The organism is Segatella copri (assembly GCF_019249795.2).
Lineage (GTDB): Bacteria > Bacteroidota > Bacteroidia > Bacteroidales > Bacteroidaceae > Prevotella > Prevotella copri_B.
This window is the reverse complement of sequence record NZ_CP156891.1, coordinates 2,098,377-2,120,884: the sequence shown is the minus strand read 5'-3', so window position 1 is coordinate 2,120,884 and position 22,508 is coordinate 2,098,377. Positions and strand designations below refer to the sequence as shown.

At 41.1% G+C, this 22,508-nt stretch carries 18 protein-coding genes and 2 pseudogenes; 4 read left to right on the top strand and 16 right to left on the bottom strand.

Annotated elements, in window-relative coordinates; translation table 11 throughout:
• Position 1: 1 nt before the first annotated feature.
• The 10 genes and pseudogenes from KUA48_RS08980 to tet(Q) all read right to left on the bottom strand — a co-directional run bounded on the left by KUA48_RS08980 (position 2) and on the right by tet(Q) (position 12,302).
• Complete coding sequence (locus tag KUA48_RS08980; protein WP_153079266.1) at positions 2 to 727, bottom strand: glycosyltransferase family 2 protein; 726 nt, start codon at positions 725 to 727, stop codon at positions 2 to 4.
• Positions 724 to 2,730 (bottom strand): Por secretion system protein, encoded by a 2,007-nt coding sequence (locus KUA48_RS08975; RefSeq protein ID WP_153079267.1) that lies wholly within the window; start codon positions 2,728 to 2,730, stop codon positions 724 to 726. Before KUA48_RS08975 ends, KUA48_RS08980 begins: the two co-directional genes overlap by 4 nt.
• 190 nt (positions 2,731 to 2,920) lie before the next feature.
• Complete coding sequence (locus tag KUA48_RS08970; RefSeq protein WP_218433719.1) at positions 2,921 to 3,985, bottom strand: acyltransferase; 1,065 nt, start codon at positions 3,983 to 3,985, stop codon at positions 2,921 to 2,923.
• A 55-nt stretch (positions 3,986 to 4,040) separates the two neighbouring features.
• Positions 4,041 to 4,655, bottom strand: coding sequence for a non-canonical purine NTP diphosphatase (locus KUA48_RS08965; protein ID WP_153087530.1), 615 nt, complete (start codon positions 4,653 to 4,655; stop codon positions 4,041 to 4,043).
• An 82-nt stretch (positions 4,656 to 4,737) separates the two neighbouring features.
• The gene (locus KUA48_RS08960; protein ID WP_006848224.1) at positions 4,738 to 5,694 is read right to left on the bottom strand and encodes a YitT family protein; all 957 of its coding nucleotides are present in this window, start codon (positions 5,692 to 5,694) and stop codon (positions 4,738 to 4,740) included.
• A gap of 77 nt (positions 5,695 to 5,771) precedes the next feature.
• Positions 5,772 to 8,633 carry a leucine--tRNA ligase gene (gene leuS, locus KUA48_RS08955; protein WP_218433717.1) on the bottom strand — a complete coding sequence of 954 codons (2,862 nt, stop codon included), beginning with the start codon at positions 8,631 to 8,633 and terminating at the stop codon, positions 5,772 to 5,774.
• A gap of 110 nt (positions 8,634 to 8,743) precedes the next feature.
• Entirely contained in the window at positions 8,744 to 9,718 is a 975-nt protein-coding gene (locus tag KUA48_RS08950) for an aldo/keto reductase (protein ID WP_117728247.1), read from the bottom strand.
• Between the two features lie 176 nt (positions 9,719 to 9,894).
• Entirely contained in the window at positions 9,895 to 10,305 is a 411-nt protein-coding gene (locus KUA48_RS08945; protein ID WP_218433724.1) for a hypothetical protein, read from the bottom strand.
• Positions 10,303 to 10,377: pseudogene (locus tag KUA48_RS15720) on the bottom strand (two component system sensor kinase); the annotation flags it as partial. The pseudogene KUA48_RS15720 and the gene KUA48_RS08945, both read right to left, overlap by 3 nt.
• Positions 10,377 to 12,302, bottom strand: a complete 1,926-nt coding sequence (gene tet(Q), locus KUA48_RS08940) for a tetracycline resistance ribosomal protection protein Tet(Q) (RefSeq protein ID WP_117859267.1) — start codon at positions 12,300 to 12,302, stop codon at positions 10,377 to 10,379. The pseudogene KUA48_RS15720 and the gene tet(Q), both read right to left, overlap by 1 nt.
• 144 nt (positions 12,303 to 12,446) lie before the next feature.
• On the opposite strand from tet(Q), the gene KUA48_RS08935 reads away from it, so the two are divergent.
• From KUA48_RS08935 to KUA48_RS08925, 3 genes are all read left to right on the top strand, one after another.
• Complete coding sequence (locus KUA48_RS08935; protein WP_369503210.1) at positions 12,447 to 13,670, top strand: transposase; 1,224 nt, start codon at positions 12,447 to 12,449, stop codon at positions 13,668 to 13,670.
• A 356-nt stretch (positions 13,671 to 14,026) separates the two neighbouring features.
• Complete coding sequence (locus KUA48_RS08930; RefSeq protein WP_218433801.1) at positions 14,027 to 15,316, top strand: IS1380-like element IS612 family transposase; 1,290 nt, start codon at positions 14,027 to 14,029, stop codon at positions 15,314 to 15,316.
• 458 nt (positions 15,317 to 15,774) lie between these two features.
• Complete coding sequence (locus KUA48_RS08925) at positions 15,775 to 17,067, top strand: ATP-binding protein (protein WP_118065475.1); 1,293 nt, start codon at positions 15,775 to 15,777, stop codon at positions 17,065 to 17,067.
• A gap of 271 nt (positions 17,068 to 17,338) precedes the next feature.
• Here the strand turns inward: KUA48_RS08925 and KUA48_RS08920 are convergent, their stop codons facing one another.
• The 4 genes and pseudogenes from KUA48_RS08920 to KUA48_RS08905 all read right to left on the bottom strand — a co-directional run.
• Positions 17,339 to 17,821, bottom strand: coding sequence for an energy transducer TonB (locus KUA48_RS08920; protein WP_118201342.1), 483 nt, complete (start codon positions 17,819 to 17,821; stop codon positions 17,339 to 17,341).
• Positions 17,822 to 17,907: 86 nt separating this feature from the next.
• The gene (locus KUA48_RS08915; RefSeq protein WP_218433636.1) at positions 17,908 to 18,390 is read right to left on the bottom strand and encodes an ORF6N domain-containing protein; all 483 of its coding nucleotides are present in this window, start codon (positions 18,388 to 18,390) and stop codon (positions 17,908 to 17,910) included.
• On the bottom strand, positions 18,387 to 19,610 hold the full coding sequence (locus KUA48_RS08910; protein ID WP_256624507.1) for a DUF6624 domain-containing protein: 1,224 nt from the start codon (positions 19,608 to 19,610) through the stop codon (positions 18,387 to 18,389). The genes KUA48_RS08915 and KUA48_RS08910 overlap by 4 nt, the downstream gene beginning before the upstream one ends.
• A gap of 299 nt (positions 19,611 to 19,909) precedes the next feature.
• A pseudogene (locus KUA48_RS08905) lies at positions 19,910 to 20,280 on the bottom strand (DNA resolvase); the annotation flags it as partial.
• A gap of 47 nt (positions 20,281 to 20,327) precedes the next feature.
• Between KUA48_RS08905 and KUA48_RS08900 the strand changes: the two are divergent.
• Positions 20,328 to 20,438 (top strand): Abi family protein, encoded by a 111-nt coding sequence (locus tag KUA48_RS08900; RefSeq protein WP_228112404.1) that lies wholly within the window; start codon positions 20,328 to 20,330, stop codon positions 20,436 to 20,438.
• 231 nt (positions 20,439 to 20,669) lie between these two features.
• On the opposite strand, the gene KUA48_RS08895 is transcribed toward KUA48_RS08900, so the two are convergent.
• Positions 20,670 to 20,831: a hypothetical protein gene (locus KUA48_RS08895; protein ID WP_181993618.1), complete on the bottom strand. Its 162-nt coding sequence runs from the start codon at positions 20,829 to 20,831 to the stop codon at positions 20,670 to 20,672.
• Between the two features lie 144 nt (positions 20,832 to 20,975).
• Entirely contained in the window at positions 20,976 to 22,358 is a 1,383-nt protein-coding gene (locus KUA48_RS08890; protein ID WP_218433634.1) for a hypothetical protein, read from the bottom strand.
• Positions 22,359 to 22,508 lie beyond the last annotated feature (150 nt).

Below are 22,508 nucleotides of genomic sequence, written 5' to 3'. Positions count from 1 at the left end.
TTTAATGAGTTGTTAATCCTTTTATTTTGTGTATAAGAAAAATAATGTTCTTTACTATAGATACTCTGAACATCAATCGTTTGTATAATGAATATCTACTTCCTTTTCCATTACAAGAAATGGTTAAGGAATGACGGCGGAAATAGATAAGTTTATCATCTATGAATTTTACCTTATATAGAAAGGCTGCCACATTTCCTATCCAGATATCATGCATGGGAATATCTTTAGGAAAAGGTAATGCTGCCTCTTTTACTCGTTTTGTAAATGCCATGCAGCACCCTGTATATCCGTTTTTATAGAGGATATTATATACTCTTCCACTTTTTATGTTCATTAATTGATAGAGCGATGGTGATGTAATTTTCAGATTTTCATCTGTTACTTCTGCATCGCTGATGATGCAGTCGTAATGTTGTAGCCATTTCAGACAGATTTTCACTTTATCATCTTTCCAAACATCGTCTTGATCTGCTAGAAATATATAGTCACCTTTGGCTTCCTTTAATGCATTTTCAAAATTGAGAGTTGGTGAGTGACGATAGACACCATCTATGATTTTTATTCTTTTATCGTTAAAACTCTTGATAATAGAAATCGTATTATCTGTGGAGCCATCGTCAGAAACGATGACTTCATCTTGGAGAGACAGCTGAAATAAGATAGAATTCAACTGCTCTCTGATATATTTCTCACCATTAAAGGTGGCTATACAAACTGTTATCATCGTATGATGGCTATTTTACAAACTGTTCCTTTCTCTCCTTCTTCTGTAGCAGTTTCTACCATATATATTCCACTTGCTACTTTTCTACCCTTCAGGTCGCAACCATCCCAGCTATAACTTCCACCGGTACTTTTACCTTGGTTTACGAGCGTACCATTAACAGATACTATCTTAATATCTGCATGAAAGCTTAGTCCTACAATATTAATACTGCCTGTATAATCAGGTTTTACAGGGTTAGGATAAGCGTAGACATTATCCTTTGTCATTTCTTCGTTTGTTGCTGTAACATCACTCATATATGAGCATAATCCCTGATCTGTTGCAAAATAAACCAAACCATTAGGCATGATGATGATGTCTTTTATTAAATTGGATGGTAATGGAGAATTCTCAGTAGTAAAGTGTTTCACTTCTGTATTACAATCATCGCTGATAACATATACTCCATTATTAGTGGTACCCATCCATTTTCTGTTACCTGCATCTACGGCTATACATCTTACTTCTACATTAGAGAGTAAATAGTCAGCATAATTTGTACCATCATTACGTGGTATTTTATGTTGGGTAAATTCACTGGATTCATTTTCTACGTTCATTTTTGAAAGATAGATAGGGCCTAATGTTGTTCCTAACCAGATATTACCAACTTTATCTTCTGTGGCACAAAGTACAAATCTTGGATTGAGGGCAGTTTTATCCTCGTTGATGAAGTTTGGACCATACTGAGTGATTTGATCCGTAGTTGGATCAAATGCATAGAGTTTACAACTTTCCCACCAGTTATTAATAAACCATAGTCTATTGTCATAACTTACATCAAAGAAGTTAATCATATTTCCATTATATACATCAGTTATTTCATTATGAGTGAATGCTGTCCATTCATCACTATTCTGTGTATATTTCCATATTGGATAATCGATATCTATATTTGAAGAACTGTTCAGTACCCACAGGTTACCTTCTTTGTCATATTTTATACCTGTTATCAGTAGATAATCGTCGCTATTTACGCAAGACTGTAATGGGGAATTGTTACGATTGTAACTCTTTATAAACTTCTGATTTTGAAATTCATATAGTCCACTTTTTGCACCAACCATAACATGACCTTCTTTTTTAGGATCAAAATCCATGCAGAGAAGGTCTATGTAATTATGACCTATCATTTGACTTGTAGGCTGTTCGAATTCACTCCAGGTATCACCATTCCATACATGTACTTCACCAGGATTGTTATAATCACCTTCTTGTGACCAACTTCCTGGTACTGCATATATAGTACCATTATTTAAATATAATTTGTGGAACCTGTTTGATGTAGGTCCGTCAGGACGTACGCCTTCTGTTTTATATTGGCGTTCCTGGTTTGTATCTACAGTATAATAGGTCAGTTTACCATCTGATGTTGTTGTCCACCAGTATTTAGAGTTTGAGTCGTATACGTTTAGATAATCTTCCGTAACCTTTATATAATCCCCTGTTCTGATCCAATTTCTTTTGTCTAGCAGATTATCTGTCAGTTTTCCACGAAATAATCCTGCACTCGCTGATGCTGCATAGAGATAATCGCCGTCTATATATGAATAGTTAACTTCGAAATCTAAAAGATAACTATTGCTGATACTTCCATCTTTTACATTTATTTTGATAATTCCTATACCTGTAGAAAGATAAGCATATTGCCCATAACAGTATATATGGTTGATATTTTTATTACCTGTCGTAGAATACTGATAGAAGTCAGAGATATTGTCAACATTACAATCTAACCCAAGCAAATCTATATTAGAATTGCTGTATGTGATAATTAGCTTTTTACATGTAGGATTATATCTGATATGACTGATATCTACGTCTGATAAATAGTTTGATTTGTCATATGTTTTTATACTACCATCTTTGATATTATATGAAAATAAACTACCTGATGCCAATGCAAAAGCAGTTTCTTTAGCAGGAGCTATTTCTGTAATATTATAATAACTGCGATACATAGTCCATGTACCTATCTGAGCAGATAACTTCGATAGGTACGAAAATAGAAATATTATGATAAATATAAAAGTTTTCTTCATAAAGTTCTGAATATAATAATATTGTTATAGTCTTCATTGGCTATTATTTAAAAGCCTAATACTATATTAACTGCAAATATAACTATTTATTGTTTTTATAAACAGATACTTATAGATATTTTTGAAGTTGATGCTGGATGGGTGAAACGATGGCTTTCTTTGCTATCCATGCTGTGAGGATAATAAAAGCGAGGGATAGGATGAATTGGAATTCTTGATGTGGATTTCCTTCTCCATATCGTTTAAGAAATATACTCTGTATGATGCGAAAGCAGAGATTATGACAGAGAAATATTTCAAAACTGATGCTGCCTAGCCATAGCAAGAGTTTATTATGGAATATCCTAATAAAACAACCTTTACCTTGATCTCTTGCTGTAAAATAGAACACGGTTATGGCTGATGGTATCCAATAAATAATGGCACAGCGAATGTTCGGATTGCAATGGATTGATAGGAAATACATTGCGATAAACAGCAATACCACTCCCATATCCGATAGGTTTACTTGCCAGAAAGAAGTTGAGTTTGTTATCTTATCTGCTATTTTTTTACCTTTTTCTGATCTGCATACTTTATATAAAAGGATACCTATCATGAAATCTATCATTCTGAATAATGGGTGGGCATAAATGTAGCCGGCTGAATAATCTGCTTGTGCACAGAGCGAGATACTGATATAAACTGTCATATATATACTTATTGTTGCTAATAAGTATAACCAGGAATGTCGCATAATCCAAGCGTATAAATACTTAAATATAAGATAGAAGAAGATAAGATCAGAAATAAACCATGTAGCTGCATTGAGATGAGCCATAAAGTCATGTGCCGGATACCAGGTTTGTATCAACAGCGAATGGGATAGAATCTGATACCATGGTAATATACGCCCTAATCGCCAATCCATTAATATGAGAATGGCGAGAATCAGAATATGAAGAGGATAGAGTTTGATGATACGGGAAAGGAAAAAATTTCTGTTTCCCAATACTTCTTTCTGTAGTTTTTCTCCTTTGCTTAAAGAGAGTACAAAACCACTGATAACAAAGAAAATGGCAACAGGAAACTCGCCCAAGTAATTGATTAAATCTTGGGATATGGGTAGGGTGGAATGCGAAATCACAATCATTAGGATAAGAATGAATCGCAGGGAATTGAGTGTCCTGATCATGATGCCTTTTCTTTGTTATAATGTTATTCTATTCTGTATTGAACAAGAATAAATCTTATTTCTTTTTCAAATACTCTACCAATTTAGCCACGGCTCTGGCTCTGTGGCTGATGCCGTTCTTGATTTCCTCACCCAGCTCAGCAAAACTCTGGTCATATTCTTCCGGAACGAAGATTGGGTCGTAGCCGAAGCCTTCGATACCATGCTTCTCGGTGGCGATATAGCCGTTTACGATACCTTCGAACTGGTGAATTTTCTTGATGCTGGTGCAGCCGCAAGGACATACATCCTGCTTCTCGATGTAGCAGATAACGGTGCGGAAACGGGCCTGACGGTTTTCCTTACCATCCAGTTCTCTCAACAGCTTAGCCATGTTAGCCTCACTGTCGTGGTCGGTACCCTCGGCATAGCGGGCACTGTGAACGCCAGGGGCACCATCAAGTGCCTCTACCTCTAGACCGGTATCATCGGCAAAGCAACTTACGTGGTAATGGTCATAAACATACTGCGCCTTCTGCAAGGCATTCTCTTCCAATGTGTTGCCTGTTTCAGGAATATCCACATCGCATCCTATCTCCTTCAGCGATACTACCTCGTAGTCGCTGCCCAGGATGTCGCGAATCTCCTGGAGTTTATGCTGGTTATTTGTTGCAAAAACTATCCTTTTCATAAGTTTATAATTTATAGTTAATAGTTTATAGGGCATTCTTGCAATAGTGCTTCTTGCTATACGGCAAAGCCGCTATAAACTTTTAACTTTTAATTGTTTTAATGTCTTTATCTTTGATTTTCACCTTCATCTCATCAAATCCCTCGCCATACACACCGATTACGGAACTCTGACTTACAAAGGCATTTGGGTCGATGATCTTGACGATACGGAAGATGGTGACGCTTTCGTTCTTCTTTGCTAGGATACAGAGCACCTTCATCTCGTTTCCCGTGTACCAGCCATGGCCATCGAGAATGGTTACGCCATGATCCATCTGCATACCGATGGCATTGGCTATCTCCTGATATTTCTTGCTGAATATCATAAACTGCACACTTTCTCGCTTGGCATTCATCACATAGTCGAGTACCAGGTTTTCTATCACCATCGTACAGAGACCGAATACTACCTTTCTAACAGCGTCTATCGTGGTAAACTCTGGTTTCGCATTGAAGACGAAGAATGAACTGCCCACGATGAGGAGATCCACGAAGATGAGCACACGGCCCAGCGAGATGTTGTGATATTTGTTGACGATGGCAGCAATGATATCCGTTCCACCTGTACTTCCATTATGCAGAAAGACGATGGCGAGTGATAAGCCCGTAAACAGACAGCCGATGATGAGCGACATGAAGTCCTGTCCCTCTCCCAATATCTGTACCATCTTGCCATCTTCACCTATCATCCAGTCTTGCGCCAGAGCCAGGAATAGGGAGAGCATGATGATGGCATAGATGGTCTTCACCATGAATTTGAATCCCAGTATCTTCAGCGCGGCAAGCAGCAAGGCGGCATTGATGAGAAAATAAGACAAATAGATAGGTATCCCCGTGCCGTAGTAAATCACGGCTGCGATACCCGTTACGCCACCCGTTACTATCTGGTATGGAAGCAGAAAGATGGTCCATCCAAATGTGTAAAGCAAGAGTCCAAGGGTGATGTAGAAATAATCCTTGCACTCATTCTTAATTGTTTGACTGATTGCTATTTGCATAATATTTTCCTCGTATTTTTAAAGCACAGAAGGTCGCCCATTTTTAGATGAGACGACCTTCTGTATATTATCAATAATTACTTTTTCAACACAACGTTGACAATCTTCTTTGGTACGATGATCACCTTCAACACGTTGAATCCTTCCAAGTACTTCTGGCTCTTCTCGTCTGCCAATACCTGCTTCTGGATTTCCTCGTTAGGAGTATCTACAGGGAAAGTCATCTGGAAACGAGCTTTACCATTGAAGGAAATAGTGAGCTGCATATCGTTCTCCTTCAGATACTGCTCATCATACTTAGGCCATGCTGCATCGCAAACGCTGCCCTGCTCGCCAAGTGCTGCCCACAACTCTTCTGCGATGTGTGGAGCGAATGGAGCGATGAGGATGACGAGGTCTGTGAGCAGTTCCTTGTTGCGGCACTTCTGCTGACCGAGTTCGTTCACGGCAATCATGAAGGCTGAGATAGAAGTGTTGTAAGAGAACTTCTCGATATCCTCGCTTACCTTCTTGATGAGCTTGTGAACGCTCTTCAGGCTCTCTGGCTTCGCTGCCTCGTCGGCTGAAGGAAGGAAGTTGTCGGTACGGTTCTCGTAGAACAGACTCCAGAACTTCTTCAGGAAGCGGTGGCAACCGTCGATACCATTGGTATCCCAAGGCTTGCTTGCCTCTACAGGACCCAGGAACATTTCGTAGAGACGCAGGGTATCAGCACCATACTTCTCAACAATCATATCTGGATTTACCACGTTGAACATACTCTTAGACATCTTCTCGATAGCCCATCCGCAGATGTACTTGCCATCTTCCAGGATGAACTCAGCGTTCTGATACTCAGGGCGCCAAGCCTTGAATGCCTCGATATCCAAAACATCGTTGCTTACGATGTTTACATCTACGTGGATAGGAGTTACGTCGTAATCCTTCTTCAGATTCAAACTTACGAATACAGGAGCCTTGTCGTGGTCATCGCTGTTGATGCGGTAAACGAAGTTAGAACGGCCCTGAATCATGCCCTGGTTCACCAGCTTCTGGAATGGCTCTTCCTTGCAGCTTACGCCGAGGTCGAACAGGAACTTGTTCCAGAAACGGGAATAAATCAAGTGACCGGTAGCATGCTCGCAACCACCTACGTAGAGGTCCACGTTCTGCCAGTACTCATCAGCCTTCTTGCCTACGAGTGCCTCATCGTTGTGAGGATCCATATAGCGCAGGTAGTAAGCAGATGAACCTGCGAAACCTGGCATGGTGTTGAGTTCCAGTGGGAATACGGTCTTGTTATCTACGAGGCTCTTGTCAACCACCTCTTTCTTCTCGGCATCCCAAGCCCACTTTTTGGCTCTGCCCAATGGTGGCTCGCCAGTTTCTGTTGGCTTATAGGTCTCAATCTCAGGCAATTCGAGTGGCAAGCACTCCTCTGGAACCATCTGTGGCATTCCGTCCTTGTAATATACAGGGAATGGCTCGCCCCAGTAGCGCTGACGGGAGAAGATGGCGTCGCGGAGACGATAGTTTACCTTTACTCGGCCGATGCCCTTCTCGGTAACAAATTTCTTGGTAGCTGCGATAGCCTCCTTCACGGTGAGTCCGTTCAGAGAGAAGCCATCCATGCTGCTCTTGCCTGCTACAGGTGAGTTGGTTACGATGCCTTCCTTGGCATCGAAGCTCTCCTCTGAAACATCAGCACCCTTGATAAGAGGAATGATAGGCAGGTTGAAGTGCTTGGCGAAGGCGTAGTCACGGCTATCGTGAGCTGGCACAGCCATGATGGCACCTGTACCATATCCTGCCAATACATATTCTGAAATCCATACTGGGATTGCCTCGCCAGTGAATGGGTTGATGGCGTAGCTTCCTGAGAATACACCGGTTACGCTGTGGTTAGCCATACGGTCCAACTCAGTACGTTTCTTCACGTAGTCGAGATATTTCTCTACCTCTTCCTTCTGCTCGGCAGTAGTTACCTGCTGGACATATTCGCTCTCTGGAGCCAGAACCATGAAGGTTACACCAAACATGGTATCGGCACGGGTGGTGAAGATGGTGAACTTCACGTCGCTGTCCTTTACAGAGAATTCAACTTCTGTACCCTCAGAACGGCCAATCCAGTTTTTCTGGGTTTCCTTGATACTGTCGCTCCACTGGATGGTCTCCAAACCGTCGAGCAGACGCTGAGAGTAAGCAGATGTTCTCAGGCACCACTGCTGCATCTTCTTCTGGATGACAGGATAACCGCCACGCTCACTTACGCCGTTTACTACCTCGTCGTTGGCAAGCACAGTACCCAGGCCTGGGCACCAGTTAACCATGGTTTCGCCGAGGTAAGCGATGCGGTAGTTCATCAGAATCTGCTGCTTCTTCACGTCGTCGTAGCTGTTCCACTCCTCGGCAGTGAAGTCAATCTGCTCGTTCTGAGCCACGTTCAAGTCAGCAGAACCCTTCTCCTCGAAGCGCTTGATGAGCTTTTCGATAGGCTGAGCCTTCTGGCAGCTGTTGCAGAAGAATGAGTTGAACATCTTCTGGAAAGCCCACTGAGTCCAATGGTAATACTTAGGGTCGCAGGTACGAACCTCACGGTCCCAATCGAAGCAGAAGCCAATCTTGTCGAGCTGCTCGCGGTAGCGGTTGATGTTGGCTACGGTAGTAACCTCTGGGTGCTGACCGGTCTGGATAGCATACTGCTCAGCAGGCAATCCGTAAGCATCGTAACCCATAGGGTTCAGTACGTTAAATCCGTTCAAACGCTTGTAGCGTGCATAGATATCGCTAGCGATATAACCAAGTGGGTGACCTACGTGCAAACCTGCTCCTGATGGATAAGGGAACATGTTGAGCACATAGAATTTCTTCTTGTTTTCATCCTCTGTCACCTTGTAGGTCTTGTTCTCGACCCATTTCTGGTGCCATTTCTTCTCGATTTCTCTGAAGTTGTATTCCATTGTTTTATCTAATAATTATGTTTCTTTTCTTAAATATAATAAGGTGTAACCCTATTCAAGGTGCAAAATTACATTTATTTTGGCACATAACAAAATAAAATGCAAGTTTTTTATGAATTTAATGTCTTAGCATGCACACACTTCATGTTCTTTTCCAGCTGGGCGGTAGAGCTGGCTCCTACCAATACGCTGGTTACACCTTTCTGCTGCAATATCCAGGCAAGTGCCATTTCGGCGAGTGTTTCGTCTCTTTCTCCTGCTTCTGCGTTCCATTTCTTGAGCTGTTCCAGCAGTTCTGGAGTTAGAGCAGAGTGTTTCAGAAAATGCTCTTTTGCCATACGGCTGTCTGCCGGTATTCCGTTGAGATATCGGTCGGTGAGAAGTCCCTGTGCCAGGGGTGAGAACGAGATGAAACCGATGCCGTTTTCTGCGCAATAATCTAAGGTTCCATTCTCTTGTGGCGCATGGTCGAGCATGTTGAGTCTGTCCTGGAAAATGAGCAGCGGACAGTCGCGCTCCTTCAGATATTGGTCAGCAAACTTCAGGGCTTCCAGTGGCCAGCGGCTGATGCCGAGATAAAGAGCTTTGCCTTGCTTCACGATGTCTACCATGGCTTGAAGGGTTTCTTCGAGCGGTGTGTTCGGATCGTAGCGGTGGCTGTAGAAGAGGTCAACATACTCGAGATTCATTCTCTTGAGACTCTGATTCAGACTGGCCATCAGATACTTACGTGAACCCCAGTTGCCGTAAGGACCTTCCCACATATCATAACCTGCTTTGGTTGAGATAAAGAGTTCATCGCGATAGGGCTTGAAATCATCTTTCATCAGTCTGCCCATTGTTTCCTCTGCACTTCCGTATGGAGGTCCATAGTTGTTAGCCAGGTCGAAGTGGGTGATACCATGGTCGAAGGCATAGTGAGTGATGGCACGACTTCTTTCGTAAGAATCTACCTCTCCGAAGTTGTGCCAGAATCCCAAACTTATTTTAGGCAGCAAGATACCACTCTTGCCGCATCTCTTGTAGAGCGCTTCTGCATCGCTATAGCGATTGGCGTCAGCATGATAAATACCTTTAATGTCCATTATTCCTTATATTTTTTATTACAGCGAAGAGCCTGAAACTCTTCACTCTTCACCTTTCCTTTGTAAATGCCTATAAACAAGGCATTTGGCGTGGTGAAGAGTTTTTGTTCACTCTTCACCCACTCTTCACCACTCCTCACCGGTATGTGGTTAGGAGCCTGCCGGCTCTTCCTTTTCTACATCGCAAAGGTAACCTGAAATCTGCATTTTTCAATCTCTATGTCCAATGTTCTAGCTGTTCTGAAGAAACTATCTAAAGTAAGCTTCATATAGTCCTCCAGGTCTGGTATCTGCGGAACTAGCAGTAAATTCTTCTTTATATGTACAGCCACGTCATCAGAATCAGTAATTCCATATATTACGGAGACAGATCCTTTTGCATTAATGTCATTCACCACCTGACGTACCCTAGCAAACTCATCAATGTCGAATTTGGAAAAGCTATGGAACCAAGGCCATATCAGGTTTATGAACTTACATTCATTAATTGCTTCCATCAAAAAGAAGATTCCCTGATACTCAAACTTTATCCGCCCTTCCTCTATCTCTTGCGGAGTACAGCCCATTTCCTTTAACAGTTTATCCATACATCCGATAAGAATGGAGATAAGTATATATCCCAACCGTATTGCCTTATAGAAATTTCCTGACCGCTCCATTATTTTGATGACATTGATTTTTGAAACATGAATAAAAGTTTATCTTTTTCGTTCATGCGGATATTATCAGAATAATCGCCTTTTGTTATTTGATACCCACATGGCTTAACCATAAAAACGCCTAAGCCCTTAGTGTATGAACTTACTTCTGAGGCGTAGTCTTTACTTGTATTTAATGGAACTTTCCCTTTAATATGACACCACTCATTATTGCAACTGATGTCTTCAATCTCAGACATCAGTTTTTGCAAATCTGTAATAGCTTTGGAACTTGCCGCTTGGGGTATCTGCAACTCAAAATAGAGCATCGGTTCGAGAATGTCCACACCTGACTGTTGCAAGGCCAGCCTGAAGACATAAGGGGTCAGCTGTCTGAAATCAGCAGGTGTACTTACCGGGCTATAATACTCGGCTTGAGTAAAAGTTACTTTCAGATCAGTCACTTCCCATCCATGTAAACCAGATTGGCAAGACATACGAATCCCTTCAAAAACGGCATTTTGAAAAGAATGGTTCAGATAACCATAGGAGATGTCACTTTCGATTTGCAACCCTGTCCCTAACGGCAAGGGTTCAAGCGTCAGCCCTATTGTGGCCCAATAAGGGTTGGGTGGCACTTCGATCTGAATAATCTTATTGACCTTTTTTACAGGTCGTTCTTTGTAGATAGTCTTGATCTCATCAAAATGGACCTTTACGGAAAATCGTTCTTCCAGCAATGTCTGTATGATTTCCTTTTGGGTCAAACCATATAACGAGATTTCCAATTCATCACTATATGAGTTTATGGAAAAGGACAAAGACGGGTCTTCAATCCACAATGTATTCAGAGCGGATATCACCTTGCTTCTCTCTTCGGGCTTGTCTGGTCGGACGGAGGATTTGAGAGCGGGATGCTGATGAGATAATCCTTGAATCAAACAAGGTTTAGCGCCTAAATAATCTCCGATTCGAAAATCTTCCATATCTTCTACAATCGCGATATCATTGGCACCCACTTCATCAACATTTATCTCTCTGCCCTGATAAATAGTTTTTAGATTTTTAATCTTGATGAATTTTTCCGAATCATTGATTCTTACAACGTCTCGAAGTCTCAGACTTCCGTCAATTATTTTTAGAAAACTTCTTTTATGTCCTTTGGGGTCATGCTCTATCTTATAGAGATAAGCTGATAGTCTGTTTGAGACCGATGCCGGAGGAAGTATAAAAGAAGAGATGGCGTCCAACAACTCATTGATACCGATATTGAACATTGCTGATCCATGTAGTACCGGATAGACTTTGGCTTTTGCCACAAGAGCGATTATCGTATTCCAATAATCAGCCGGTGAAATTTCGCTATCCGCCAAATATCGTTCCAATATGTTGTCGTCATGGTCGCATACAAATTCTTTGTATTCTTCCTTTATATATGTTTGGGAGCAAACTGGATAAACCGATCCATCGACAACAGTTTGCATACACAGGACATCTTGCGACAGATTTGTTTTTATATCCAGATACAAACGCTCCAAATTCACACCGGCACGGTCAATCTTATTGATAAATATAATTGTCGGGATTTGCAGCTTCTGTAAAGTATTGAACAGCAACTTTGTCTGCGCTTGTATGCCTTCCTTTGCGGATAAGATGAGGACTGCTCCATCAAGCATTTTGAATGTCCGCTCCACTTCCGCAATAAAATCCATGTGTCCCGGAGTGTCAATGATATTGCATTTCACCCCGTTCCAGATAATAGATGTCGTAGAAGCCCGGACAGTAATTCCTCTACGTTTCTCTATATCCATAGAGTCTGTTATGGTGTCACCATTATCCACACGGCCGCACTTTTCCGTTGCTCCACTGGCAAACAGCAGATTCTCGGTTACGGAAGTTTTTCCTGCATCAATGTGAGCAAGAATTCCTAAATTTATAATATTCATTTGCAATACTGCGTTAAATTAACATTTAATCGTCTATAAATCAATAACTTATATTAAGAAATGCTTATGAAAACTTAACTATAAAAAGTTGGTCAAGTCACTGGTTTTCAGTAACTTTGCAAATCACGACAAACGCAAAATTATATGAATACAGGACTTGACCAATATATGGATATCTTTAAAGATGCAGTTGAAGATTCGGCTGCAAAGTTAACAAAAAGTTTCGAGAAAATACTCATCGAGGTGATAATTTTGTTCATGGTAATACCAAGAAAGATAAATTTCACCCAAATGGGGAGGTATGGCTCGCATGTTGAGCAAACCTATCGCAACGCATTCGGCTTAAAAAAGTCGAAAAGCATTGACTGGCTCAAACTTAATGTCTCACTTGCCAAGCGCTTCTTTGGTAAACAGGGAAGATGGGCTATTGCCATTGATCCCAGCTACATCAGCAAAGCTGGCAAGAAGACTCCACATATCGGTCGTTTTTGGTCGGGATGTGCACAGTCTGTTAAACATGGTCTCGAAATCATGGGTATTGGCCTCATTGATATTGATGCCAAAGACTGCATGATGTTAAAAGCACACCAGTCGCCAAGTAATAAAGAACTGAGTCTTAGAAACAAGACTATGGTAGATTTCTATATCAGCGTCATTAAGCGTTACCGCAAGGAACTTCTCAAACTCTCAACCCTCATAGTTGCAGATGCTTACTTCTCTACAAGTACATTTGTTAATGGGATAAAGAAAGAAGGGTTCTCTTTGATAAGCCGCTTTCGTGACAATGCTTGTCTCTTTTATGTCTATGCTGGTCCACGTACTGGAAAACGTGGTCGCCCCAAGACCAAGGATGGCAAGATTGATATGAAGAATCTTGACCTCACTCGAATGGAGAAGATGGAGATGAAAGATATAGAAGGAACAGCTTATACTTTGATTGCCTATTCCAAGGCACTCAAGTGTAAAGTTAGACTTGTCATCTGGCAGATGCCGAATGGCAAGAAGAAACTATTCTTCTCTACAGACACCTCACTTTCGGGTGAAGAGGTACTTCTTTATTATAGAACCAGGTTCCAGATCGAATTTTGCTTTCGTGACGCCAAAGGCTATACTGGTCTTATGGACTGCCAGGCTCGCGATAAGTGGAAACTCGATTTTGCTTTCAATGCTTCGTTCACATCACTAAATGTTGCCAAGGTAACTATGAAGGAGATGGGAATGGAATATTCTATGTCTTCATTCAAGTCACTGATGACCAACATTTATCTGGTGAAACGAATTTTTAAAGCAAGCGGGTACACCCCGAACCGAACTTTAATTAGCAAGATTTTCAAAGATCTCTCGTGCTTACAGCGTATAGCTGCTTAGCACATTATTGAATTATTAACGAACTATTGATTTGGATTAAGCAATAATATACTACATTAGATGCGTTGTCGAAACGCACCTTTTAATACCTCCTCGTAGCATGTGAGAACTACAGGATTACTAACTCGTATTAATATGTATATTATTACTGCCGCATAATGATTACAAAATTACACAAAAAAAATATATCTAACAAAAGTTGGAGGATTTTTTAACTTTCCTTAATTCCGCAACACTATAATTTAACTTTATTTATAAGTTCCTGAGCAACAAAAAGTTGCCCAGGATTTTGCCATGTCAGAATTTTCACTTATCTTAGTGTTGCAAAAAGAAAACAAGCAAAACTCTAATATGACATGGCAAAAATACAAATTAAATCTGAGAAACTCACACCTTTTGGAGGAATTTTTTCAATCATGGAGAAATTTGACTCCATGCTTTCACCCGTTATCGACTCAACACTGGGTCAGAGATGCAGCAGTATCTTCGGATATCAGTTCAGCGAGATAGTCCGTTCGCTGATGAGCGTTTATTTCTGTGGCGGCTCATGCGTGGAAGATGTAACGTCACAACTGATGCGCCATCTCTCGTATCATCCTACCCTTCGTACATGCAGCTCTGATACCATCCTCAGAGCCATCAAGGAACTGACACAGGAAAACATCTCCTATACTTCCGACCAAGGCAAGACCTATGATTTCAATACTGCAGACAAACTCAACACATTGCTTATAAACGCTTTGGTTTCTACAGGCGAGTTGAAGGAAATTGAGGAATACGATGTTGACTTTGACCATCAGTTCCTTGAAACGGAGAAGTATGATGCAAAACCGACCTACAAAAAGTTCCTCGGCTACAGGCCTGGCGTATATGTTATCGGTGACAAGATAGTCTATATCGAGAACAGCGATGGTAACACGAATGTGCGTTTTCATCAGGCAGACACCCATAAGAGATTCTTCGCTCTTCTGGAATCCCAGAACATCCGTGTAAATCGCTTCAGGGCAGACTGCGGTTCCTGCTCGAAGGAAATCGTCAGTGAGATAGAGAAGCATTGCAAACATTTCTACATCCGTGCCAACCGATGCAGTTCGCTCTACAATGACATCTTTGCTCTGAGAGGATGGAAGACGGAGGAGATTAACGGCATCCAGTTCGAACTCAATTCCATTCTCGTTGAGAAATGGGAAGGCAAGTGCTATCGTCTTGTCATCCAGAGACAAAGACGCAACAGTGGCGACCTTGACCTGTGGGAAAGCGAATACACTTACCGTTGTATTCTGACCAACGATTACAAGTCATCGACAAGGGACATTGTTGAATTCTACAATCTGCGTGGCGGCAAGGAACGTATCTTTGACGACATGAACAACGGATTCGGTTGGAGCAGGCTCCCCAAGTCATTCATGGCGGAGAATACTGTCTTTCTTCTGCTTACTGCATTGATACACAATTTCTACAAGACCATCATGAGCAGGCTTGACACCAAGGCTTTTGGGCTCAAGAAAACGAGTCGCATAAAGGCTTTTGTCTTCAGATTCATCTCCGTACCTGCCAAGTGGATCATGACTGCAAGGCAATACGTGCTGAATATCTACACAGAGAACCGAGCTTATGCAAAACCCTTCAAAACAGAATTCGGATAAGAATCCTTTCTTTCCGGTTTGAATCTGCGTATTACCTCAAGTCGCATCGTGGGGTAAGGGGATGGTGGCTACATATTGATGTTGTGCTGTTGCTTTTTACTGAAAGCTGCTACTAACGACTCATAAATCTACCCTTAATCGTGTATTGGATGATAGTTGCGGATTTTAGGGGTAATAAAAATATTCAATATAATCGTTGTATTGAATAAAAATTATATTTTTTTCGATATGGAAGAGTAAGTGGGGATGTAGTAAAGGTCGATTGGTTATGGAAAAACATTCTGTTATATGTTTGATATACTTTATCAAAATACACTTTTAAGGACGACTTTTTGTGACTTTCTACACTTTTAAGGACGACTTTTTGTAGTTTTATACATTTTTAAGGACGACTTTTTGTACTCTTTGAAATAAAAAATGTATCTTTGCATTCAGAAATATCAAATAATCAGATAGTTATGAAGAGAAATGCCATCAAATACCTATATCAATGGAAAGCAAGCAACGACCGAAAGCCGTTGATTATGCTTGGAGCCCGCCAGGTTGGCAAAACCTGGCTGATGCAGGAATTTGCCAAAGAGGCCTATACCCGTAGTGCGTATGTAAACTTCGAAGACAATGAAATGCTCCGGGAAGTTTTTGCACATGACTTTGATATTCCCCGTATTATCAATAGCATACAATGGAGTACAGGAGTTTCTATTGATGAAAATACGCTTATTATCCTTGATGAGATACAAGAAGCACCCAGGGGTATCACCGCATTAAAGTATTTTGCAGAAAAAGCACCTCAATATCATGTCGTAGCTGCAGGTTCATTGCTCGGAATTGCGATGCATCAGAATGACTCTTTTCCTGTAGGTAAGGTAGATTTCATGCATTTATATCCCCTCACATTCTTTGAATTTCTAGATGCAATCGGTGAAAGCCGTATGGTAGAACTGCTGATGTCAAAGGATTGGAATATGATAACCATGTTCCGGAATAAATTTGAGGAATGCCTGCGACAGTATTATCTGGTCGGGGGAATGCCGGCTGTAGTACAGTCTTTTGCCAGCGAGGGAAATCTGTCTGAAGTCAGAAGCATTCAAAAAGGAATCCTTGAAGCGTATGAGCGTGATTTTTCCAAACATGCTCCGGCCATAGAAGTTCCACGTATCCGAATGGTATGGAAATCCATCCCATCCCAGCTTGCCAAGGAAAACAAGAAATTCATCTATGGTGCCGTAAAGGAAGGAGCCAGAGCAAAGGATTTTGAACTCGCTATCGAATGGCTGAAAGATGCAGGGTTGATTTATAAGGTAAACCGTTGTAAGAAAGCCCTGTTGCCATTGGCTGCATACGAGGATTTTTCTGCTTTCAAGTTATTCCTGTCTGATGTGGGACTGATGGGAGCCATGAGCAATATTCCTGCCCAAAGCTTGCTGGAAGGAAATGTGCTGTTTTCAGATTTTAAGGGGGCGCTGACAGAGCAGTATGTCCTGCAGCAGCTTAAGGAGAAATCTTCCTTGTCTATCTATTATTGGTCGGCAGAAAATTCACGTGGTGAAATAGATTTTCTAGTGCAGGATGAAGAAAGAATCATTCCGATAGAAGTAAAGGCTGAGGAGAATTTGCAGGCTAAGAGTTTGAGGGTGTTTGTAGAGCGCAATCAGGGATTGAAAGGTATGCGCCTATCCATGTCACCTTATAGAGAGCAGGATTGGCTTGCCAATTATCCATTATATTCCGTGTCTGCAATATTTGGATAATTATATAGGTATAGTATGCAGATAATCAGCGCTAACGTGCTTTTTTCATACCATTAGCGCAGATTATCTGCGTGTTTTGGTCTTTTTATTTAATACAGAATCATCGGCAAGAAGGGATAAACAGGGGCTATAGTTTCTTCAGTTTGGCCCCATTGATTTGTTAGATGGCTAATATAAAATACATTTTTAAGGACGACTTTTTGTGCTCTTTGAAATAAAAAATGTATCTTTGCATTCAGAAACATCAAATAATCAGATAGTTATGAAGAGGTTACTTCATTAAAATTGATTTGTTATTGTAGCCATAGCCGATAATCTTTACATCTACTTTTGAATGGATTAAAGTTGGTGAACCTTGTATCTTGTATTGGAAGTAGATTGTATCTATTTTCTCTGTTGTGGCTATTTTGAGAGTTTTAACTTGATTGAATATTTCCATTGTTATCTTTTTGAATTTTTTATTGTCGCAAATAACCACTCTTTTTTTTACAATATATCCTTGTTGGTCTGTCTTGTACTCAATAGCAACGTATGCCTCCAAATTATTTTTTTGAAACTCAATAGGATATTTACATTTTCTTTTCAATTCGTTTATAAACAACTCTTTATTTCTATAGTCAGGATTACCTGTGCTTACTTGGCATACATCAAATAGTTGCGGAGATGTTCCCACAAGAGACACATTAGTATTGGAGTTGCATGAACCAAATACTACCAAAACTGTCAATAATATAATACCCACTAATTCCTTCATCTTTATTCTATATGATTTTATCTATGACTCCACTTTAAAAGTGGATTTAATATATGCCTTGGAAAGCCTTTATGCAATCCTCGGCGTTAACTAACTCTGACAACGTAGAACACACCTTGTTTCGGTTTTGCGTTACCCTCGTCCAATCTGCGAAACACCTCGTCTATGCGCTTATTGGTTGCTTCAATGTGCTTATCGGTATCTTGTTGATGTTGCAGGATTTCCAACTGATGATATTCCATCGTTTCCAAACGACTAAAAACAGAAGCATTGTTTACCATAAAGTGACGCATGGAAACAAATGCTCGCATGATCTGAATATTAACCTCAATAGCTGTTTGTGAACGAAGAACGCTACTAAGCATTGCCACGCCTTGCTCTGTAAAAGCATAAGTTGAATAGCTGTTGCCGCCTCTTCCATTTGAGATCACAATTTGTGACCTCAAACATTCTTCTCTACTCAATTCAAAACGAAAATCATCGGGAAATCGCTCCATATTACGTTTTACAGCTTGATTTAACACCCTGGTTTCCACTCCATAAAGTTCAGTCAAGTCTCTGTCTATCATAATTTGATTCCCATCATTTTAAGATAGTCTGATAACGTTCCCATACCTACAGACTTCCTGTATTCGTCAACTTTCTCAGGATTCTCCAGCTTGTAAAGATGCCATTTGCCGTTCTTGTCTTCTTCCAATTGGGTGCCATATCGCTGTGGACGACCTTCGAAAAGGCAGATACGGTCTTCCATCATCGCCACATTCTCACGAGGAATATCGCCTCTCTCTGCAGCCTTTAGGAACAATGGCAGATATTTCCTTTGCATCTCGACCGATGAATGTTGAACAACAAGCCAATAAGCTCTACATGCATCACCAACCTTGTCCTTACCAACAAATCCACGTGAATCAAGGATTTTAAAAATCTTCTGTTGGTTGACGCTGTCAATCGTAGCCATTACGGAAAAAATGGAATCTATCTTTGCCTTGTCTTGTGGCTGCTGTCTTGATGTCATCCTCCATTCCTGTCGAATGGCTTGGTCATCCTTTGCTATTTCGAGCAGTTGATTGCGGAGAGGAATATCGTAGTTGGCTTCTTTCCTTGTCTGACGCTCATGCATCGCATTAATGATTTCATTCCATCGCACATCATCATGAATAGGGAGCAGATCTTTGTCTGTTTCTATGTTCAGACTATACCATTCTGGTTCAGCTTTCATTCTCTCCTCAAGAAACCAGAACGCAGCATCTTTATGACCTGCCAGTGATGCCACACATGCAGCATTATAGAGATGCTGGCCGCGAATGTAGTTCTTAAAATCAAATGCATGGGTGAAGTATCGTTCAGCTTCTTGATAATTCTGCTGCATGTAGGATGAATCAGCTTTTGATATTAAACTATTGTATTTCCGACTTTCCTCCACATCAGGTAAAGTACCAGTCTGCATCACTCTGATGCTCTTGTTCTTGAAATCCTCCAAAGATATAGCTACAGACTGCATATTATGCATATCAGTTACATCCCAATGATAAACACCTTTCTCTGGCCATTTCTTAGATTCTGTCTGCATGACATACATTATTCCCAGTATTGTCTTACCAGCCTTATTTATTCTGTCAACACAAACAAGTCGGTGTTGTCTTTTATTAAAATATAGATTTCGCCAAATGTTTTCAACATCATTCTTTGGTAGCTTCCACAAAGTTGTCCTGGTTACAGTCAACAATCCATCCTTGCTGATCTCATAATCAGGAACCTCACAGCTGTTCACTCCTTCAAATACATACATATTATCATCAACAGTGCGTAAACCATTCACAGGAAATGGTACATCCTTGGTTATTGCCCTAATGTATTTTGTGTATTCAGTCTGATTTTTTGTAGAGCATGATGTCATAAGCACAACTGCTCCCAATATAAAAATACTTTTCTTCATTTTATCTGTCATATTTATATTCATTTTTCCAAAATCACAAATTGTGACTTTGAACATTACCATATTTAACAGCATTCAAAGGTAATGCTTTTAGCCTTTAAGCCACTATAGCACAACCCCTTTTCTTTGAAAAGAACGTAAAATCAATAGTATTATTGCGGTGATTGCACTTTTAGTAATCGCTTCACTCGTTGTACGGTACTTACCCCTTTACCACTCAATTTTGTCACATCCCGAAAGGAATACCCCTTGCGGAGCAAACTAATAACTTCCCTATATTCGGTTTTCATCTGTTCTGCCGTTTTTACAGAGCCTACCTTGCGTCCGAGTTTTCCACCTTTCTCTATATACCGCTTCCTTCCTGACTGCAATCGGAATGAGATATTATCACGTTCCAATTGCGCACAGGTTGAAAGCGTGGCTATCATTATCGGGGAAAGAGGGACGGATGTCCTTCATCGTCCAATAATATAAGCTGTTCCTTTTGAATGTAGAGGTTAATGCCACAGTCAATGAGTTGCAGACAATGGGCAATGTGAACATGGTTTACATAATCTGAAAGCAGACAAGATGCCCAAGCGCATATCGCATTACTTTGGCTTGCAACCAATTGTCTTAGAATTTTGGATAACGTCTTTGACACTGTTACGAAATGCCTACTGCCACCATTCAAGAGTGTAGAACAAAGTAAGCTCCGTCATGCCTGTCTCTCCAAGAAGAATTGCTCATTCTACTAATCGCCCAACATCATACACATTGGAGCGTATCGGTGACATGGCTTTCAACAATTGCAACAATTTGAACAACGTATATACTTATACCGTTCTCCCTATCAACATCGACCAGAATACGTTTACCAATTTCAAGGCTACTACCCTTTGGGTGCCATTTGGGATTATATTCTGTACTATTTTACATCATTTCCTTCTTAAACCAAAGCTCGAACACACAGTCGGCAATGAAGATGCCGTCCTTCTCCAGGGTAATCAATTCCTTGTCGATGAGGGCTTTCTTGATGCGGTCGATGAAGTTGTTTCCGGCAACCGACATACCATATACGAATGCCTTTTCCATTGTTTTTTTGCTTGATTACGGATGCAAAGATAAGCAAAAAAATGAAAGTTCACAAGATTGTGGACCACAAACTTGTGAACTTTTAATATTATTTTGTAAATCAGGTATTTAAAAGCTGTTTTTTATGCATAAAACAAGCCTGAATCAGAGGCTTTTCTTATCAAACACACCATTCATCGTGATGCAGAGATGCTGGAACTTGCTGAGGAGTTTGTCTGACCATTTCGTCATGTTGTAAAGGTCCTTGATTTCCTTAAACTTCTTTTCCTCCCATTGCGGATAATCTATCTCTGAGAAATAACGGCGGTAGTCGCGGAGATTGTCGCCCGAGAAATGGAGATAATCGTCGATGTCGCCAAACCATTCGGGAGTCATCATCTGGGTGGCAAAGGCTTCGAAGTTCTGGTTGTCCTGAAGCATGCAGTTGTGATTCAATACACACCATACGCAGAACCAATGGTTCTTGCGGGTAACAAATTTCAACATATTGGCTATCTGAGCCTTCAGATTCTGCATGTCGATGTATTTGCCGTCTTTTACTTTGTAGAAAACCTCGTTGGGAAGGGTTTCCGGAATGCCTTCGGGATGTTCCAAATCGTAGATTTCCAGCTCGATGATGTGCCATTTTACGGTGGCTGATACCAGTTTGAGATATTCTTGTGCTGTAAAATTGACGTGGGCAAGCTGGGCGCCCAGCAGTTGGGTGTCTCTTATATATTTCATAAAGTCGAGGCGCAGATTTTCCGGTACCTCGTCTTTTAGCGTTTTTCTTACTTCCAGCAATTGGCTGACGGAGAGCTGCTTTCCGTTGTTGTCATATTCCAGGGTTGTAAAGTATCGGTCTATGTCGCTGATGCCCTTTGGTTCTTCCTGATATTCCTGTAGCGACATTTCGAAGAGGCGGGTGGTCTGCTCTTCGCTCATGGCGAGGTTGGTGAAATGGCTCAGCTGGCGGAAGTGGAGCATCAGATAACAGGCCATGCTGTATAGCTGGAAGAGATTCCAAAGGCGCTCTACGGGTTTTACGCCGGGGATATGAGTGGGTTTTACCTGGCGTAACAGTTCTTTCTGGAGTTTGGTTACTTCGTTTACGTCGATAGTACTTCCTTTGCCCAGTTCATCGGTTTCGAAAAAATCGTTGAGCTTCGGCAGGATGCGGGTCATATCCAGCGGCGCCACTTTCATCCGTTTTCCTTCTATCTGTTTTCCCTTTTTCATGTCTTCCATGATATGCGCCATCAGGGGTGTAAACTTCTGCATTACGATGATGCTGATGCTTACTTCGTGGGTTTCGTTCTGCTCCTTTCGCTGTTTGGCTATGTCGTTGTGCTGCAGTACCATATCTTTCTCTGCCATATAGCAGAGCCGGGTGGCTTTGGTGCAGAGCGAACGGATATCGAAGGTAAGTTCCTGCGGACTGTAATCTTCCCATGCATCTACCAGAATGCTGAGCATTCGGCAGAAGTTGTCGAGCTGTCGGTCGAAGACTTCGTAGCTGAATTTTATTTCATCTTTATCTTCATTCATTGTCAGTCTGTTTTAAGAAAATAAGTTTTGCCACAAAGGTAAGATTTATTTTCGGATTATGCAAGGATATGCGCTTGTTTTTCCTCTTTTTTCCCCATACTTTTCCCCGTAGCCCCCTTGTTTCTTCCCTGATTTCAGAAAAGTAGCGGG

What these genes read in the sequence shown, in the direction of transcription:
- KUA48_RS08960 (WP_006848224.1), bottom strand. Translation starts at nt 5,694, where the DNA reads ATGCAAATAGCAATCAGTCAAACAATTAAGAATGAGTGCAAGGATTAT.
- KUA48_RS08970 (WP_218433719.1), bottom strand. Translation starts at nt 3,985, where the DNA reads ATGATCAGGACACTCAATTCCCTGCGATTCATTCTTATCCTAATGATT.
- KUA48_RS08965 (WP_153087530.1), bottom strand. Translation starts at nt 4,655, where the DNA reads ATGAAAAGGATAGTTTTTGCAACAAATAACCAGCATAAACTCCAGGAG.
- KUA48_RS08900 (WP_228112404.1), top strand. Translation starts at nt 20,328, where the DNA reads ATGCCCAAGCGCATATCGCATTACTTTGGCTTGCAACCAATTGTCTTA.
- KUA48_RS08975 (WP_153079267.1), bottom strand. Translation starts at nt 2,730, where the DNA reads ATGTATCGCAGTTATTATAATATTACAGAAATAGCTCCTGCTAAAGAA.
- KUA48_RS08980 (WP_153079266.1), bottom strand. Translation starts at nt 727, where the DNA reads ATGATAACAGTTTGTATAGCCACCTTTAATGGTGAGAAATATATCAGA.
- KUA48_RS08945 (WP_218433724.1), bottom strand. Translation starts at nt 10,305, where the DNA reads ATGGATAAACTGTTAAAGGAAATGGGCTGTACTCCGCAAGAGATAGAG.
- KUA48_RS08915 (WP_218433636.1), bottom strand. Translation starts at nt 18,390, where the DNA reads ATGATAGACAGAGACTTGACTGAACTTTATGGAGTGGAAACCAGGGTG.
- leuS (WP_218433717.1), bottom strand. Translation starts at nt 8,633, where the DNA reads ATGGAATACAACTTCAGAGAAATCGAGAAGAAATGGCACCAGAAATGG.
- KUA48_RS08935 (WP_369503210.1), top strand. Translation starts at nt 12,447, where the DNA reads ATGAATACAGGACTTGACCAATATATGGATATCTTTAAAGATGCAGTT.
- KUA48_RS08950 (WP_117728247.1), bottom strand. Translation starts at nt 9,718, where the DNA reads ATGGACATTAAAGGTATTTATCATGCTGACGCCAATCGCTATAGCGAT.
- KUA48_RS08890 (WP_218433634.1), bottom strand. Translation starts at nt 22,358, where the DNA reads ATGAATGAAGATAAAGATGAAATAAAATTCAGCTACGAAGTCTTCGAC.
- KUA48_RS08920 (WP_118201342.1), bottom strand. Translation starts at nt 17,821, where the DNA reads ATGAAGGAATTAGTGGGTATTATATTATTGACAGTTTTGGTAGTATTT.
- KUA48_RS08895 (WP_181993618.1), bottom strand. Translation starts at nt 20,831, where the DNA reads ATGGAAAAGGCATTCGTATATGGTATGTCGGTTGCCGGAAACAACTTC.
- KUA48_RS08930 (WP_218433801.1), top strand. Translation starts at nt 14,027, where the DNA reads ATGGCAAAAATACAAATTAAATCTGAGAAACTCACACCTTTTGGAGGA.
- KUA48_RS08925 (WP_118065475.1), top strand. Translation starts at nt 15,775, where the DNA reads ATGAAGAGAAATGCCATCAAATACCTATATCAATGGAAAGCAAGCAAC.
- KUA48_RS08910 (WP_256624507.1), bottom strand. Translation starts at nt 19,610, where the DNA reads ATGTATGTATTTGAAGGAGTGAACAGCTGTGAGGTTCCTGATTATGAG.